The sequence below is a fragment of the Enterobacter cloacae complex sp. IR5422 genome (assembly GCF_049238165.1).
In the GTDB taxonomy this organism is placed as follows: Bacteria; Pseudomonadota; Gammaproteobacteria; order Enterobacterales; family Enterobacteriaceae; genus Enterobacter; species Enterobacter roggenkampii.
Map to the genome: position 1 here is coordinate 55469 of NZ_JBMKHT010000013.1, position 14937 is coordinate 70405.

Here is a 14937-nt window from a genome sequence, read left to right on the forward strand (position 1 = left end):
TTGAAATGAGCGAGAAACGTTGATGTCGAATTCTTATGACTCCTCCAGTATCAAAGTCCTGAAAGGGCTGGATGCGGTGCGTAAGCGCCCGGGTATGTATATCGGCGACACGGATGACGGCACCGGTCTGCACCACATGGTATTCGAGGTGGTAGATAACGCTATCGACGAAGCGCTCGCGGGTCACTGTAAAGACATCGTGGTCACCATCCATGCGGATAACTCCGTCTCCGTCACCGATGACGGCCGTGGCATCCCAACCGGTATTCACCCGGAAGAGGGCGTCTCCGCGGCGGAAGTGATCATGACCGTCCTGCACGCAGGCGGTAAGTTCGACGATAACTCCTATAAAGTTTCCGGCGGCCTGCACGGCGTAGGTGTTTCGGTAGTAAACGCCCTCTCGCAGAAGCTGGAGCTGGTTATCCAGCGCGAAGGCAAAATTCACCGTCAGCTTTACACGCACGGCGTGCCGCAGGCACCGCTGGCCGTTACCGGCGAAACCGACAAAACCGGTACCATGGTGCGTTTCTGGCCGAGCCTCGAAACCTTCACCAACGTCACCGAGTTCGAGTACGACATCCTGGCGAAACGCCTGCGTGAACTGTCGTTCCTGAACTCCGGCGTCTCGATTCGCCTGCGCGACAAGCGTGACAACAAAGAAGACCACTTCCATTACGAAGGCGGTATCAAGGCGTTTGTTGAGTATCTGAACAAGAACAAAACGCCTATTCACCCGAATATCTTCTACTTCTCCACCGAAAAAGACGGCATCGGCGTTGAAGTGGCGCTGCAGTGGAACGACGGTTTCCAGGAAAACATCTACTGCTTTACCAACAACATTCCACAGCGTGACGGTGGTACCCACCTTGCAGGCTTCCGTGCGGCGATGACCCGTACCCTGAACGCCTACATGGACAAAGAAGGCTACAGCAAGAAAGCGAAAGTCAGCGCCACCGGTGACGATGCCCGTGAAGGCCTGATTGCCGTGGTTTCCGTGAAGGTGCCGGATCCGAAGTTCTCCTCACAGACCAAAGACAAGCTGGTCTCTTCTGAGGTGAAATCGGCGGTTGAGCAGCAGATGAACGAACTGCTGAGCGAATACCTGCTGGAAAACCCGTCCGACGCGAAAATCGTGGTGGGCAAAATTATTGATGCGGCGCGTGCCCGTGAAGCGGCGCGTAAAGCCCGTGAAATGACCCGTCGTAAAGGCGCGCTGGACTTAGCCGGCCTGCCGGGCAAGCTGGCTGACTGCCAGGAACGCGATCCGGCGCTCTCCGAACTGTACCTCGTGGAAGGGGACTCCGCGGGCGGTTCTGCGAAGCAGGGCCGTAACCGTAAGAACCAGGCGATTCTGCCGCTGAAGGGTAAAATCCTCAACGTTGAGAAAGCCCGTTTCGACAAGATGCTCTCTTCTCAGGAAGTGGCGACGCTCATCACCGCGCTGGGCTGCGGCATTGGCCGTGACGAGTACAACCCGGACAAACTGCGCTACCACAGCATCATCATCATGACCGATGCGGACGTCGACGGCTCGCACATCCGTACGCTGCTGTTGACCTTCTTCTATCGTCAGATGCCTGAAATCGTTGAGCGTGGCCACGTCTACATTGCCCAGCCGCCGCTGTACAAAGTGAAGAAAGGCAAGCAGGAACAGTACATCAAAGACGACGAAGCGATGGATCAGTACCAAATCGCAATCGCGCTTGATGGTGCGACCCTGCACGCGAACTCGCACGCCCCTGCACTGGCCGGTGAGCCGCTGGAGCGTCTGGTGTCCGAGTTCAACGCTACGCAGAAAATGATTACGCGTATGGAACGTCGTTATCCGAAAACGCTGCTGAAGGAGCTGGTTTATCAGCCAACCCTGACCGAAGCCGATCTGAGCAGCGAGCAGACCGTCACCCGCTGGGTGAACGCTCTGGTGACCGATCTGAACGAAAAAGAGCAGCACGGCAGCCAGTGGAAATGCGATGTTCAGCAGAACGCTGACGGTCAGTTCGAGCCGATCGTTCGCGTGCGTACCCACGGCGTCGACACCGACTACCCGCTGGAGCACGAGTTTGTCACCGGTCCGGAATACCGTCGTATCTGCACGCTCGGCGAGAAGCTGCGCGGCCTGATCGAAGACGATGCGTTCATCGAACGTGGCGAACGTCGTCAGCCGGTAGCCAGCTTCGAGCAGGCGCTGGACTGGCTGGTGAAAGAGTCCCGTCGCGGCCTCGCGATCCAGCGCTATAAAGGTCTGGGCGAAATGAACCCGGAGCAGCTGTGGGAAACCACCATGGATCCGGAAAGCCGTCGCATGCTGCGCGTGACCGTTAAGGACGCGATTGCTGCAGACCAGCTGTTCACGACCCTGATGGGCGATGCGGTTGAACCACGTCGTGCCTTCATCGAAGAGAACGCCCTGAAAGCGGCAAATATCGATATTTAATCGACGTGATACCGCACGATAACTGGCCGCGCGTTTAGCGCGGCTTTTTTATGGGCGAGGGCATATCCTGCGACAGCACTGACGGTAAGCGACTGGCGAGCGTATCGACGGCAATCCTCACTCTCAGCGGCAGGTGCGGCGTCTGCAGCCAGACGGCATGAACGTCAAAATGGACATCGGGCGCCTGTTTCAGGAGCGGGACGAGCTTTCCCTGATGAATTTCTTTAATGGCCATCCAGCAGGGGAGCCAGGCAATCCCGTGTCCGGCCAGCGCCGCGTCGCAGATGGCCTGCAAATCGTCCATATTGAGCGATGAACGGGGAGTAAAGGTGTGCGAGGTCCCTTCGTTATCCATCAGTTGCCAGGGTAACACTCTGCCTGCGCGCAGATAGTTAATGGCCGTATGATGGGGTAAGTCAGCCACGCTTTGCGGCTGGCCTTTGTTCTGCAGATAATCCGGCGCAGCGCACAGCACCATGCGGTGTTCCCCCAGCTTTCTGGCGACCAGCATGCTGCTGTCCTGCAGCGTGCCGTTACGCACAGCCATATCAAACCCTTCCTCTACCAGATCCACCACGCGGTCGCTGAACGACATTTCAAGCTCAAGCCCGGGATGTTCCTGCGCCAGTTCAATCAACAGCGGCGCGACGCACTGGCGGCCAAACAGTACCGGCATGGCAACGCGCAGGCGGCCGCTGACCTGCTGTTTCCCCGTTTCAAGCAGCGACTCTGCGCCCCGAATTTCCTCCAGCGCACGCAGGCACCGTTCATAAAAAAGGGCGCCGTTATCGGTCAGGCTCTGGCTGCGGGTGGTGCGCTGAAACAGCCGTACCCCCAGTCGCTCCTCGAGACGAGCGATGCTTTTTCCTACCGCCGAGCGTGACAAATGCAGACGAATGGCGGCCTGTGCAAAGCTTCCCGCCTCTACGGCAGCCACAAAAACAGGGATATCCTTCAGCGTGTCGGTCATGAATTGTATCTTTTTTGGCGTCAATATAGAGAAAACTTATCGCCACTGGCGACCATGCGTCAACGGTAGACTGTCAGTACTAAAGCTTACTTGATGGCCGGAGAAAAAAATGACCGAGACAATGCAACGCTGGACGATGAGCGCCCTCGGGCGCGAGAGCCTCACGCTTATTCAGGAGCCCATTCCCCAGCCAGGTCCGGGTGAAGTGCGCGTAAGGGTGAATGCCGTTGCGCTCAACTATCGCGACAAAATGGTGATTGAAGGCACGATGCCGATTCCGCTTTCCTTCCCGTTTACCCCGGCGTCTGACATGGCGGGCGTCGTCGACAGCGTTGGTGAAGGCGTCACGCGTTTCCAGCCCGGTGCCCGCGTCATCTCAACCTTCTTTCCGGAGTGGATCGACGGTAAGCCGCAGGCGGACGCGCGCAATTTGCCCTATAAAACGTCCGGCGGCTATTTCCAGGGAATGCTGGCCGAGTACGTGATTGTGAAGGAAGACGCGCTGGCGGCATCGCCGGAAACCCTGGATGACGCAGAGGCCAGCACCTTACCCTGCGCGGGGCTTACCGCCTGGTTCGCACTGGTGGAACGCGGTCAGCTGCGCGCCGGGCAATCGGTGCTGGTACAGGGAACGGGCGGCGTGGCGATTTTCGCCCTGCAAATCGCAAAAGCGCACGGCGCAGAGGTCATTGTTACGTCCGGGAGCGATGAAAAGCTGGCGCTGGCCAAAAAGCTGGGGGCCAGCCAGGGCATCAACCGCCTGAAAGGCGACTGGGCTGAAGAGGCGCTGGCGCTGACTCAGGATCGCGGCATCGACCATATTATCGAAACCGTGGGGGGCGAGAACCTGAAGCACTCCCTGCGCGCCGTTGCCGTTCATGGACGTATCTCGGTCATTGGCGTGCTGGCCGGGTCTGACATTTCGCTCTCTGCTGGCGAACTGTTGCTGAAATCTCCCGTCATTCAGGGGATCGGCGTGGGGCACCGCCGGGCGCTGGAGGATTTCGTCCGCGCTGTTGATGTCACCGGGTTGAAACCCGTGATTGAGCATCGCTACCGTTTTAACGAGCTTAAACAGGCTCTTGAGCATCTGGATCGCGGTGCGTTTGGTAAAATCGTTCTCACCCGCGAGTAAGTCTTTGTTCCCCGGGATAGGCGTAAAAGGGGGCTTTTGTTGCGCAAGGTAGCTCTATTTTTGTGTGCTTAATCGCGTTAGCATGAGGCAGCACTCATTTATCCCGGGGAACTCATGGCTATCAAACTTATTGCAATCGATATGGACGGCACGCTGTTGCTGCCAGACCACACTATCTCTCCAGCCGTTAAGAACGCGATCGCCGCGGCACGCGCAAAGGGCGTGAATGTGGTCCTCACCACGGGGCGTCCGTATGCGGGCGTGCACAGCTACCTGAAAGAGCTGCACATGAATCAGCCCGGCGACTACTGCATCACCTATAACGGCGCGCTGGTGCAGAAAGCCGCAGATGGCAGTACGGTTGCGCAAACCGCGCTAAGCTACGATGACTACCGGTTCCTGGAAAAACTGTCCCGTGAGGTGGGTTCCCACTTCCACGCTCTCGATCGCAATACGCTTTACACCGCCAACCGTGATATCAGCTACTACACGGTACATGAATCCTACGTGGCGACCATTCCGCTGGTGTTCTGTGAAGCCGAGAAGATGGATCCGGCCACCCAGTTCCTGAAAGTGATGATGATCGACGAGCCGGAGATCCTGGATAAAGCGATTGCGCGCATTCCGGCCGAAGTGAAAGAGAAATACACCGTGCTGAAAAGTGCGCCGTACTTCCTTGAAATCCTCGATAAACGCGTCAATAAAGGCACTGGCGTGAAATCGCTGGCCGACGCGCTGGGCATCAAACCGGACGAAATCATGGCGCTGGGCGATCAGGAAAACGACATCGCGATGATTGAATTCGCGGGCATGGGCGTAGCGATGGATAACGCTATTCCGTCGGTGAAAGAAGTGGCTAATTTTGTCACCAAATCCAACCTCGAAGACGGCGTGGCTTACGCCATTGAGAAGTTTGTGCTGAACTAAACACCCGCTTGCGATACCCTGATGCGATAACTGCGCATCAGGGTATCCTCATGAAACAAATCACCTTCGCTTCCCGCAACCACCAGCTTACGAACATCAATACCTGGACGCCGGACAGCCAGTGGCTGGTCTATGACGTGCGCCCGTCAGGTGCATCGTTCACCGGTGAAACCATCGAGCGGGTTAATGTTGTTACGGGCGAGGTCGAGGTGATTTATCGCGCCACTGACGGCGCGCAAGTTGGCGTGGTGACCGTTCATCCCGCGCAGGAGAAATACGTCTTTATCCACGGCCCGAAAAACCCGGATGCGGACTGGCACTATGATTTTCATCATCGCCAGGGGGTAATTGCGCATCACGGGCAGGTGAGCAACCTGGACGCAATGGATATCACTTCACCGTTCACCCCGGGCGCGCTGCGCGGCGGCAGCCACGTCCATGTCTTCAGCCCGAACGGCCAGCTTGTCAGCTTTACCTATAACGACCACGTGCTGCACGTGCGCGATGCGAAGCTTGATTTACGCAACGTCGGCGTGGCGGCGCCTTATGGCCCGGTGAATCCGCCGGGAAACCATCCTCGTGAATACCCGGGGACTTACTGGAGCGTGCTGGTCAGCCGCACGACGCCCAACCCGCAGCCGGGCAGCGACGAGATTAACCGCGCCTACGAAGAGGGCTGGGTGGGCAACGACAGACTGGCGTTTATCGGCGATACCCTGTCTGCAACGGGCGAGAAAGTGCCTGAACTGTTTATTGTTAACCTGCCAGAAGATGAACAGAGCTGGAAACGGGCGGGCGATGCGCCGCTTCAGGGCACCGCAGAGACCCTGCCAGCCCCGCCTGCTGGGGTGAAGCAGCATCGTTTGACCTTTACGCATCAAAGGGCCTATCCGGGCCTGGTGAACGTGCCGCGTCACTGGGTTCGCAGCAACCCGGAGGGGACACAGGTCGCGTTTCTGATGCGCGACGATAACGGCATTGTGCAGCTGTGGCTGATCTCACCTGAAGGCGGCGAGCCGCGCCAGCTGACGCGTAACGGGAGCGATATTCAGTCTGCGTTTAACTGGCATCCGGCGGGTGATCGGCTGGGGTTTGTGCTCGAAAACCGGATCGCCTGCTGCGACGCGCAGACCGGACAGGTGACGTTTTTAACGTCCGATCACGGCAATCCGCCGTCTGCGGATGCCGTCGTATTTTCTCCGGACGGGCGCTTTATTGCCTGGATGGAAGAGACGGACGGTTTCCGTCAGCTCTGGTTAGCGGAAACCGCGCAGAACTAGCGCGGCGGCATCTCTGCGGGCGGAATGACGGCGTTTGTCGCCAGATTTTCCTGCTCGCTTTTCTCTACCCGTGAGCGCACGGAGTCGTCCTTACGGAATAAATCCCACGGCAGCAGAAGCGTGTCCGCCACAGCCGTAAACGGCATATCCAGGATAACCAGGGATTTGGTGCCCCAGTTTGTATCGTCATCGGAGATCATCGCCGCGCTGGCGCGCGTCCCCGGATATGTTCCTTCTTTACCGCCGGTGTGAGACATCACGCTCGAACACCCGCAAAGTAAAACTACCCCGCTGAACGTCGTCAGCTTTATCAGAACATTTTTCATCATCACTCAGTCATCGTTAATGGCACTGCATAGACCTGCAACTCAGGGTTATAGCGAGCCTTATCCAAAATGGATAGCCCGATAACCCCGCACTGTGGCAGCCATCGCAATTTAACCCTTTGTGCTGTTGTCCCAGTCTATGCGAGATGCAGGAAAGTGCAAAAAAAAGTGCAGTTGTCATGCTTGAAAAGCCCGGTTGCAGACCCATTTTAAGAATACGACCCGATAACGAACTCGCCTGATGGGTGTTCGGGGGGCGTAAAGGCCTGTCCATGGTGGAAGGCTTACTTTTCTCGCTGATTTCAGGAGTTTTATTTATGCGTAACTTCGATCTTTCTCCGCTGTACCGTTCTGCAATTGGTTTTGACCGCCTGTTTAACCATTTAGAAAATAACCAAAGCCAGAGCAACGGCTACCCTCCATACAATGTTGAGCTGGTTGACGAAAACCACTACCGCATCGCCATTGCCGTCGCCGGTTTTGCAGAAAATGAACTGGAGATCACCGCGCAGGACAACCTGCTGGTGGTGAAAGGTTCCCATACGGCCGAGCAGAAAGAACGTACCTACCTTTACCAGGGCATCGCTGAGCGCAACTTTGAACGCAAGTTCCAGTTAGCTGAGAACATTCATGTGAAAGGTGCAAACCTGGTCAACGGCCTGCTGTTTATTGAACTGGAACGTGTGATTCCGGAAGAGAAAAAACCGCGTCGTATCGAAATTAACTAATTATGCGGGTCGCGCGAGCGGCCCACCCAGACCTGCTTGCCGTAACGGGAGCATATGCGAATCCATCAGGATTTGCAGGAACAACTGCGCACAAAATTAAACTGTGCCGAACTCGCTTCTCAGAAGGAGATTTAGTATGCGTAACTACGATTTATCCCCCTTACTTCGTCAGTGGATTGGTTTTGACAAACTGGCTAATGCCCTGCAAAACACCGCCGAGCAACAGACGTTTCCGCCGTACAACATCGAAAAAAGCGACGATAACCACTATCGCATCACCCTGGCGCTGGCTGGCTTCCGTCAGGAGGATCTGGATATTCAGCTCGAAGGCACGCGTCTGACCGTGAAAGGTACGCCGGAGAAACAAGAGACCGAGACCAAATGGCTACATCAAGGGCTGGTTAATCAGCCGTTTAGCCTAAGCTTTACCCTGGCAGACCATATGGACGTCTCCGGCGCAACGTTTACCAACGGGCTGCTGCATATTGATTTGACCCGTAACGTGCCGGAAGCCATCGCGCCGCAGCGTATCGCCATTAGCGACCGGCCGGCGTTAAACAGTTAACAAGCCCGCCAAACCTGTAGGTCGGGTAAGGCGCAGCCGCCACCCGACACCGCTCACAGACCGCACAAGGCCCTGCCCCGGCAGGGCTTTTTTGTGCGCCATCGCCCATACAACCGCCCACGGCTCTGAGAGAATCCTTAGCATAACTAAGGTTATGCCAAGGAAGTGGATCATGAGTGATATCGCGTTAACCGTCAGCGTGTTGGCCCTGGTCGCTGTTGTTGGCCTGTGGATAGGGAATATCAAAATCCGCGGCGTCGGGTTTGGGATTGGCGGGGTGCTGTTTGGCGGCATTTTTGTCGGCCACTTTGCCGACCAGCTCGGGCTGGTGCTGAGCGCCGAAATGCTCCACTTTACCCAGGAGTTCGGCCTGATCCTGTTCGTCTATACCATCGGGATTCAGGTGGGGCCGGGTTTTTTCGCCTCTCTTCGGGTCTCCGGCTTACGGCTCAACCTGTTTGCCCTCGGCATTGTGGTGATGGGCGGGCTGGTCACCGCCATTCTGCATAAAATCTTTGCTATCCCGCTGCCCGTGGTGTTGGGCATTTTCTCCGGGGCGGTCACCAACACGCCCGCGCTCGGCGCGGGGCAGCAAATCCTGCGCGATTTGGGCATCGAATCCGGCATCGTCGACCAGATGGGGATGAGCTACGCCATGGCCTATCCGTTTGGTATTTGCGGCATTCTGCTCTCCATGTGGCTGGTCCGCGTCCTGTTTCGCATTAATGTCGATAAAGAGGCGAAGGACCACGAAACCACGCTCACCAACGGCCATATGCCGATCAAAACCATCAACATTCGGGTCGATAACCCCAACCTGAACAATATGGCGATTCAGGACGTGCCGATCCTGAACAGCGCCAATATTATCTGCTCCCGCCTTAAGCGCGACGATATGCTGATGGTGCCTGCCCCCGGCACCATTATTCAGCAAGGCGATCTGCTGCACCTGGTGGGCCAGCCTGGAGATTTGAACAATGCCCGTCTGGTGATTGGTCAGGAAGTGGATACCTCGCTCTCCACGCGCGGCACCGATATGCGGGTGGAACGCGTTGTGGTGACCAACGAGCACGTCCTTGGCAAAAAAATACGCGATCTGCAGGTAAAAGAGCGTTATGACGTCGTGATCTCCCGCCTTAACCGTGCGGGTGTCGAGCTGGTCGCCAGCCCGGAGGCCAGCCTGCAGTTCGGGGATATCCTCAACCTGGTTGGGCGCCCGTCTTCCATTGACGCCGTCGCGGATATGGTGGGTAACGCGCAGCAAAAACTGCAGCAGGTGCAGATGCTACCGGTATTCATCGGTATCGGGCTTGGCGTGCTGCTCGGTTCTATTCCTGTGTACGTGCCGGGCTTCCCGGTGGCGCTCAAGCTGGGCCTGGCGGGCGGGCCGCTGATTATGGCGCTGATCCTCGGGCGTATCGGCTGCATCGGTAAGCTCTACTGGTTTATGCCGCCGAGCGCCAACCTGGCGCTGCGCGAGCTGGGCATCGTGCTGTTCCTCGCGGTGGTCGGGCTGAAGTCCGGCGGGGATTTCGTCGACACCCTGGTCAAGGGTGAAGGGATGAGCTGGGTCGGCTACGGCATCTTTATCACGGCGATCCCGCTGCTGACGGTGGGCATACTGGCGCGGATGTTCGCCAAAATGAACTACCTGACGCTGTGCGGCATGCTGGCGGGCTCCATGACCGATCCGCCCGCGCTGGCCTTTGCCAATAACCTGCACACCACCAGCGGCGCGGCCGCGCTCTCCTATGCCACCGTCTACCCGCTGGTGATGTTCCTGCGCATCATCACCCCGCAGCTACTGGCGGTGCTGTTCTGGGGGATGAGCTAGTAAATCTTCCGGGTGGATGCGCCGCAGATGGTAGTCCACCTGGTAATCACTGGTATTTCGGAACATCACGGAATAGTTGAGGAACTCGCCGCTGTCGCTGTAGGAAAGGGAGGTGATACGCAACAGCGGCGTCTGTTCCGGCAGGTTCATATAACCCGCCAGCTGCTTATCGGCCAGCACCGGCGTCAGACTCTCGTAGTTGCCGCTGATGGTGATCCCGCACTCCTTCTCGATGTAATCAAACTTTGACCCTTCAAGATGCGCCAGCGACAGATTGCGAAACAGCTTCACCGGCATAAAGCTGTCCTCCAGCATCAGCGGTTTTCCGTCCACGTAGCGCACCCGCCGGGAAAAGTAGATCCGCTCATCCACCTGAATTCGCAGCTGGCTGGCGATGGCGGGCGGGGCGGGCATCACTTCGAACTGTAAGACCTTGCTCTGCACCTCTTTTCCCTGCTGACGCAGCACCTCCACCAGCCCGGTCAGGTTGGTGGTTTCGTGGTGAACGTCTTTGCGTGACACAAACGTGCCGCTGCCGTGCCGCCGTTCAACCAGCCCCCAGCTCACCAGCAGATCCAGCGCCTTGCGGATGGTCATTCGCGCCACGCCGAACTCCTGCGCCAGCGCTTTCTCGCCCGGCAGCGGACTGCCGATATTGTAGTCCGACGAATTCAGCCGCAGCCGCAATCTGTCAGCAATGGATTTGTAGATCACCAGTAGACCTCTCTGCCCTTATCAGGGCGTGGATGGCGTCCTGACATGTCCATATTTACCGTAAAAAGTAGACCTGATTGGTCAAAATAAAACCATGAATGCGATCACGAATCGCAGCGGCACGCCATGTTCGCGCATCAGTAAGTTCTTATGCTCACCTCAGGCCAGCAAAAAACCATAAAGGCCTCTACCCCTACAGGTTGTTTCATGAGGATTTAAAAATGCTCAGTCAAATACAACGTTTTGGCGGTGCCATGTTTACCCCGGTGTTGCTGTTTCCGTTCGCCGGGATCGTGGTGGGAATCGCCATCATGCTTCGCAACCCGCTGTTTGTCGGCGAAGCCTTAACGGCCCCCGATCATCTTTTCGCGCAGATTGTTCACATCATTGAAGAGGGCGGCTGGGCGGTGTTCCGCAATATGCCGCTGATTTTTGCCGTTGGCCTGCCGATTGGCCTGGCGAAGCAGGCCCAGGGCCGCGCCTGTCTGGCGGTGCTGATTAGCTTCCTGACCTGGAACTACTTCATCAACGCGATGGGGATGACCTGGGGCCACTTCTTCGGCGTCGACTTCTCCGCCGAACCGACAGCGGGAAGCGGGCTGGCGATGATTGCCGGGATCAAAACGCTCGATACCAGCATCATCGGCGCTATCGTGATTTCAGGCATCGTCACCGCCATCCACAACCGCTATTTTGACAAGCCGCTGCCGGTGTTTCTGGGGATTTTCCAGGGCAGCTCGTTTGTCGTGATCCTCGCGTTCTTCGTCATGATCCCCTGCGCCTGGCTGACGCTGCTGGGCTGGCCGAAAGTGCAGATGGGCATTGAGTCCCTGCAGGCGTTCCTGCGTTCTGCCGGTGCGCTGGGCGTATGGGTCTATACCTTCCTGGAACGCATTCTGATCCCAACCGGATTGCACCACTTCGTCTACGGTCCGTTCATTTTTGGCCCGGCGGCGGTGGAAGGGGGGATTCAGGTCTACTGGGCGCAGCACCTGCAGGAATTCAGCCAGAGCACCCTGCCGCTGAAAACTCTTTTCCCGGAAGGCGGGTTCGCGCTGCACGGCAACTCCAAAGTGTTCGGCTCGGTCGGGATTGCGCTGGCGATCTGGTACACCGCGTCGCCGGAAAACCGCGTCAAGGTCGCGGGGCTGCTGGTCCCGGCCACGCTTACCGCGGTGCTGGTGGGCATTACCGAACCGCTCGAATTCACCTTCCTGTTTATCTCGCCGCTATTGTTTGCCGTTCACGCCGTGCTGGCGGCCACCATGGCAACGGTGATGTACACCTTCGGCGTGGTCGGGAACATGGGCGGCGGCCTGCTGGACCAGTTCCTGCCGCAAAACTGGATCCCGATGTTCCACAACCACGCCTCGACGGTGTTCACCCAGATCGGCATTGGCGTCTGCTTTACCGGAGTTTACTTCGTGGTCTTCAAAACGCTGATTGCGCGTCTGAACCTGAAAACCCCGGGCCGGGAAGAGAGCGAAATCAAGCTCTACAGCAAGGCCGACTATAAGGCGGCGCGCGGGCAAACCACCGCCCCGGCCGCGGCCAGCCAGCAGGTCGGGCAGGCAGCCGGGTTCCTGCAGGCGCTGGGCGGCGCGGCCAACATCGAAAGCATCAACAACTGCGCCACCCGCCTGCGCATCGCCCTGGTCGATATGGCGAAAACGCAAAGCGATGACGTCTTCAAAGCCCTCGGCGCCCACGGCGTGGTGCGACGCGGCAACGGCATTCAGGTGATTGTCGGTCTGCACGTTCCTCAGGTGCGCGACCAGCTGGAATCGCTGATGAAAACCCCCTTAACGAATGAACAAACCACCCTGACAGAGGCTATATCATGAAAAAATTCTCAGTTGTCATTGCAGGCGGCGGCAGCACCTTTACGCCTGGTATCGTCCTGATGCTGTTAGCCAACCGTGACCGTTTCCCGCTGCGCGCCCTGAAGTTTTATGACAACGACGGCGCGCGTCAGGAAACCATCGCCGAAGCGTGCAAAATCATCCTTAAGGAGCAGGCCCCGGAGATTGAATTCAGCTACACCACCGATCCGAAAGCGGCCTTTAGCGATGTCGATTTCGTGATGGCGCATATCCGCGTGGGCAAATACCCGATGCGTGAAAAGGATGAAAAAATCCCGCTGCGCCACGGCGTGCTGGGCCAGGAAACCTGCGGCCCGGGCGGGATCGCCTACGGCATGCGCTCTATCGGCGGCGTGCTGGAGCTGGTGGATTACATGGAGCAGTACTCTCCGAACGCGTGGATGCTGAACTATTCCAACCCGGCGGCGATTGTTGCGGAGGCCACGCGCCGCCTGCGTCCGAACGCCAAAATTCTCAACATCTGCGATATGCCGATCGGTATTGAAGGGCGCATGGCGCAGATTGTCGGCCTGAAAGACCGCAAAGAGATGCGCGTGCGCTACTACGGCCTGAACCACTTCGGCTGGTGGACGTCGATTGAAGATCTCAACGGCAACGATCTGATGCCGAAACTGCGCGAATACGTGGCGAAACACGGCTATGTACCGCCGTCTGACGATGCGCACACCGAGGCGAGCTGGAACGATACCTTCGCCAAAGCCAAAGACGTGCAGGCGCTGGATCCGGACACCATGCCGAACACCTACCTGAAGTATTATCTGTTCCCGGACTACGTGGTCGCGCATTCCAACCCGGAACGCACCCGCGCCAATGAGGTCATGGACCACCGTGAGATGCATGTATTCAGTTCATGCCGGGCGATTATCGAGGCGGGCAAATCCTCCGCCGGCGAGCTGGAAATCGACGAACACGCGTCGTACATCGTCGATCTGGCAACCGCGATTGCCTTTAATACCCAGGAACGCATGCTGCTGATTGTGCCAAACAACGGGGCCATCCATAACTTTGATGCCGACGCGATGGTGGAGATCCCGTGCCTGGTGGGCCATAACGGACCGGAGCCGCTCACGGTGGGCGATATTCCGCACTTCCAGAAAGGGCTGATGAGCCAGCAGGTAGCGGTGGAAAAACTGGTGGTGGATGCCTGGGAGCAGCGCTCGTACCAGAAACTCTGGCAGGCGATCACCCTATCGAAAACCGTGCCGAGCGCGTCCGTCGCGAAAGCGATTTTGGATGACCTGATCGAGGCCAACAAGGATTACTGGCCAGCGCTGCACTGATCGTCCTGACCGGCATCGCCCGATGCCGGTCTCCTTGTCCTTGTCGATTTACGCTATGCTGAAGCCTGCCCGTAGCTCGACAAGGAACCTTCATGAAAATTTCCCGCCTCGGCGAAGCGCCGGACTACCGCTTCTCGCTGGCTAATGAACGCACGTTTTTAGCGTGGATCCGCACCGCGCTGGGGTTTCTTGCCGCCGGGGTGGGGCTCGACCAGCTCGCGCCTGATTTCGCCACCCCGCTGATTCGCGAGGTGCTGGCGCTGCTGCTGTGCCTGTTCGCGGGCGTGCTGGCGATTTACGGCTATCTGCGCTGGCTGCGCAATGAGAAGGCGATGCGTCTGAAGCAGGATCTGCCCTATACGCGTGGGTTACTCATCATCAGCGCGATTCTGCTGGCGGTGGCGGGCGTGGTGATGGGGCTGGTGTTCTATGGCGGATAGCCGCAAAGCGCGACGCGAAGCGGACCCCGGTCTGCAGCCGGAGCGGACGTCGCTGGCGTGGCTGCGCACGCTGATGGGGTATGGCGCGCTGATCGCCCTGGCGATTAAGCACAACTGGCACCGCACCGGGGTGCCGTTCTGGATCTCGCTTGTTGTGCTGGCGCTGGTGGCAATCGTTTTATGGCGCTATACCCGCAGCCGTAACCTGATGGACGTAGCGCAGGACGACTTTGTGCAGCCGAAGGCGGTGCGGGATAAGTTCCTCATCGCCCTGGCCGTGCTGTCGCTGTCTTTACTCTTCGCAGTGACTCACATTCAGCAAATTGTGAGCTTTTAAAGCCCGGTGGCGGCTACGCCTTACCGGGCCTACAACTGCCGCGAACCGTAGGCCGGGTAAGGCGTAGCCGCCACCCGGCAGAAT

The 14937-nt window shown here is 57.9% G+C and carries 14 protein-coding genes and 1 other annotated feature; of the genes, 11 read left to right on the forward strand and 3 right to left on the reverse strand.

Annotated elements, in window-relative coordinates; all coding sequences use genetic code 11:
* Nucleotides 1-22: 22 nt before the first annotated feature.
* Nucleotides 23-2434 (forward strand): DNA topoisomerase (ATP-hydrolyzing) subunit B, encoded by a 2412-nt coding sequence (gene gyrB, locus ACOTXT_RS08850; protein ID WP_008500168.1) that lies wholly within the window; start codon nt 23-25, stop codon nt 2432-2434.
* Between the two features lie 34 nt (nt 2435-2468).
* Here gyrB and ACOTXT_RS08855 read toward each other — a convergent pair whose 3' ends face one another.
* The gene (locus ACOTXT_RS08855; RefSeq protein WP_055321074.1) at nt 2469-3404 is read right to left on the reverse strand and encodes a LysR family transcriptional regulator; all 936 of its coding nucleotides are present in this window, start codon (nt 3402-3404) and stop codon (nt 2469-2471) included.
* 109 nt (nt 3405-3513) lie between these two features.
* Between ACOTXT_RS08855 and ACOTXT_RS08860 the strand changes: the two genes are divergently transcribed.
* From ACOTXT_RS08860 to ACOTXT_RS08870, 3 genes are all read left to right on the forward strand, one after another.
* Nucleotides 3514-4539, forward strand: coding sequence for a zinc-dependent alcohol dehydrogenase family protein (locus tag ACOTXT_RS08860; protein ID WP_046091926.1), 1026 nt, complete (start codon nt 3514-3516; stop codon nt 4537-4539).
* Nucleotides 4540-4653: 114 nt separating this feature from the next.
* Entirely contained in the window at nt 4654-5466 is an 813-nt protein-coding gene (yidA, locus tag ACOTXT_RS08865; RefSeq protein WP_008500165.1) for a sugar-phosphatase, read from the forward strand.
* A 50-nt stretch (nt 5467-5516) separates the two neighbouring features.
* Nucleotides 5517-6746, forward strand: a complete 1230-nt coding sequence (locus ACOTXT_RS08870) for a DUF3748 domain-containing protein (RefSeq protein WP_333165038.1) — start codon at nt 5517-5519, stop codon at nt 6744-6746.
* Here the strand turns inward: ACOTXT_RS08870 and ACOTXT_RS08875 are convergent.
* Nucleotides 6743-7075: a YceK/YidQ family lipoprotein gene (locus ACOTXT_RS08875; protein ID WP_021242679.1), complete on the reverse strand. Its 333-nt coding sequence runs from the start codon at nt 7073-7075 to the stop codon at nt 6743-6745. The genes ACOTXT_RS08870 and ACOTXT_RS08875 overlap by 4 nt on opposite strands.
* A gap of 249 nt (nt 7076-7324) precedes the next feature.
* Nucleotides 7325-7396: a sequence feature (ROSE (Repression Of Heat Shock gene Expression) occurs in the 5'-region of heat shock genes and acts as an RNA thermometer to modulate expression.), on the forward strand.
* Here ACOTXT_RS08875 and ibpA point away from each other — a divergent pair.
* The 3 genes from ibpA (at nt 7390) to ACOTXT_RS08890 (ending at nt 10199) form a co-directional block, all read left to right on the forward strand.
* Nucleotides 7390-7800, forward strand: coding sequence for a small heat shock chaperone IbpA (gene ibpA / locus ACOTXT_RS08880; protein ID WP_008500162.1), 411 nt, complete (start codon nt 7390-7392; stop codon nt 7798-7800). (Overlaps the previous feature by 7 nt.)
* Before the next feature lie 136 nt (nt 7801-7936).
* Nucleotides 7937-8365: a small heat shock chaperone IbpB gene (ibpB, locus tag ACOTXT_RS08885; RefSeq protein ID WP_008500161.1), complete on the forward strand. Its 429-nt coding sequence runs from the start codon at nt 7937-7939 to the stop codon at nt 8363-8365.
* A 172-nt stretch (nt 8366-8537) separates the two neighbouring features.
* Nucleotides 8538-10199 (forward strand): putative transporter, encoded by a 1662-nt coding sequence (locus ACOTXT_RS08890; protein ID WP_069597695.1) that lies wholly within the window; start codon nt 8538-8540, stop codon nt 10197-10199.
* Here the strand turns inward: ACOTXT_RS08890 and ACOTXT_RS08895 are convergent.
* Entirely contained in the window at nt 10167-10913 is a 747-nt protein-coding gene (locus ACOTXT_RS08895) for a GntR family transcriptional regulator (protein ID WP_008500159.1), read from the reverse strand. The two genes, ACOTXT_RS08890 and ACOTXT_RS08895, sit on opposite strands and share 33 nt — an antisense overlap.
* A gap of 221 nt (nt 10914-11134) precedes the next feature.
* Here ACOTXT_RS08895 and ACOTXT_RS08900 point away from each other — a divergent pair, with 221 nt between their 5' ends.
* From ACOTXT_RS08900 to ACOTXT_RS08915, 4 genes are all read left to right on the forward strand, one after another.
* Complete coding sequence (locus ACOTXT_RS08900) at nt 11135-12757, forward strand: alpha-glucoside-specific PTS transporter subunit IIBC (protein ID WP_032664651.1); 1623 nt, start codon at nt 11135-11137, stop codon at nt 12755-12757.
* Nucleotides 12754-14076, forward strand: a complete 1323-nt coding sequence (locus ACOTXT_RS08905; RefSeq protein ID WP_333165031.1) for a 6-phospho-alpha-glucosidase — start codon at nt 12754-12756, stop codon at nt 14074-14076. The genes ACOTXT_RS08900 and ACOTXT_RS08905 overlap by 4 nt, the downstream gene beginning before the upstream one ends.
* Nucleotides 14077-14168: 92 nt before the next feature.
* Entirely contained in the window at nt 14169-14516 is a 348-nt protein-coding gene (locus ACOTXT_RS08910; protein WP_021242684.1) for a YidH family protein, read from the forward strand.
* On the forward strand, nt 14506-14853 hold the full coding sequence (locus tag ACOTXT_RS08915; protein ID WP_333165027.1) for a DUF202 domain-containing protein: 348 nt from the start codon (nt 14506-14508) through the stop codon (nt 14851-14853). The genes ACOTXT_RS08910 and ACOTXT_RS08915 overlap by 11 nt, the downstream gene beginning before the upstream one ends.
* Nucleotides 14854-14937 lie beyond the last annotated feature (84 nt).

Coding starts and splice junctions, on each gene's coding strand:
- gyrB (WP_008500168.1), top strand. CDS start 23: ATGTCGAATTCTTATGACTCCTCCAGTATCAAAGTCCTGAAAGGGCTG.
- ACOTXT_RS08855 (WP_055321074.1), bottom strand. CDS start 3,404: ATGACCGACACGCTGAAGGATATCCCTGTTTTTGTGGCTGCCGTAGAG.
- ACOTXT_RS08860 (WP_046091926.1), top strand. CDS start 3,514: ATGACCGAGACAATGCAACGCTGGACGATGAGCGCCCTCGGGCGCGAG.
- yidA (WP_008500165.1), top strand. CDS start 4,654: ATGGCTATCAAACTTATTGCAATCGATATGGACGGCACGCTGTTGCTG.
- ACOTXT_RS08870 (WP_333165038.1), top strand. CDS start 5,517: ATGAAACAAATCACCTTCGCTTCCCGCAACCACCAGCTTACGAACATC.
- ACOTXT_RS08875 (WP_021242679.1), bottom strand. CDS start 7,075: ATGATGAAAAATGTTCTGATAAAGCTGACGACGTTCAGCGGGGTAGTT.
- ibpA (WP_008500162.1), top strand. CDS start 7,390: ATGCGTAACTTCGATCTTTCTCCGCTGTACCGTTCTGCAATTGGTTTT.
- ibpB (WP_008500161.1), top strand. CDS start 7,937: ATGCGTAACTACGATTTATCCCCCTTACTTCGTCAGTGGATTGGTTTT.
- ACOTXT_RS08890 (WP_069597695.1), top strand. CDS start 8,538: ATGAGTGATATCGCGTTAACCGTCAGCGTGTTGGCCCTGGTCGCTGTT.
- ACOTXT_RS08900 (WP_032664651.1), top strand. CDS start 11,135: ATGCTCAGTCAAATACAACGTTTTGGCGGTGCCATGTTTACCCCGGTG.
- ACOTXT_RS08905 (WP_333165031.1), top strand. CDS start 12,754: ATGAAAAAATTCTCAGTTGTCATTGCAGGCGGCGGCAGCACCTTTACG.
- ACOTXT_RS08910 (WP_021242684.1), top strand. CDS start 14,169: ATGAAAATTTCCCGCCTCGGCGAAGCGCCGGACTACCGCTTCTCGCTG.
- ACOTXT_RS08915 (WP_333165027.1), top strand. CDS start 14,506: ATGGCGGATAGCCGCAAAGCGCGACGCGAAGCGGACCCCGGTCTGCAG.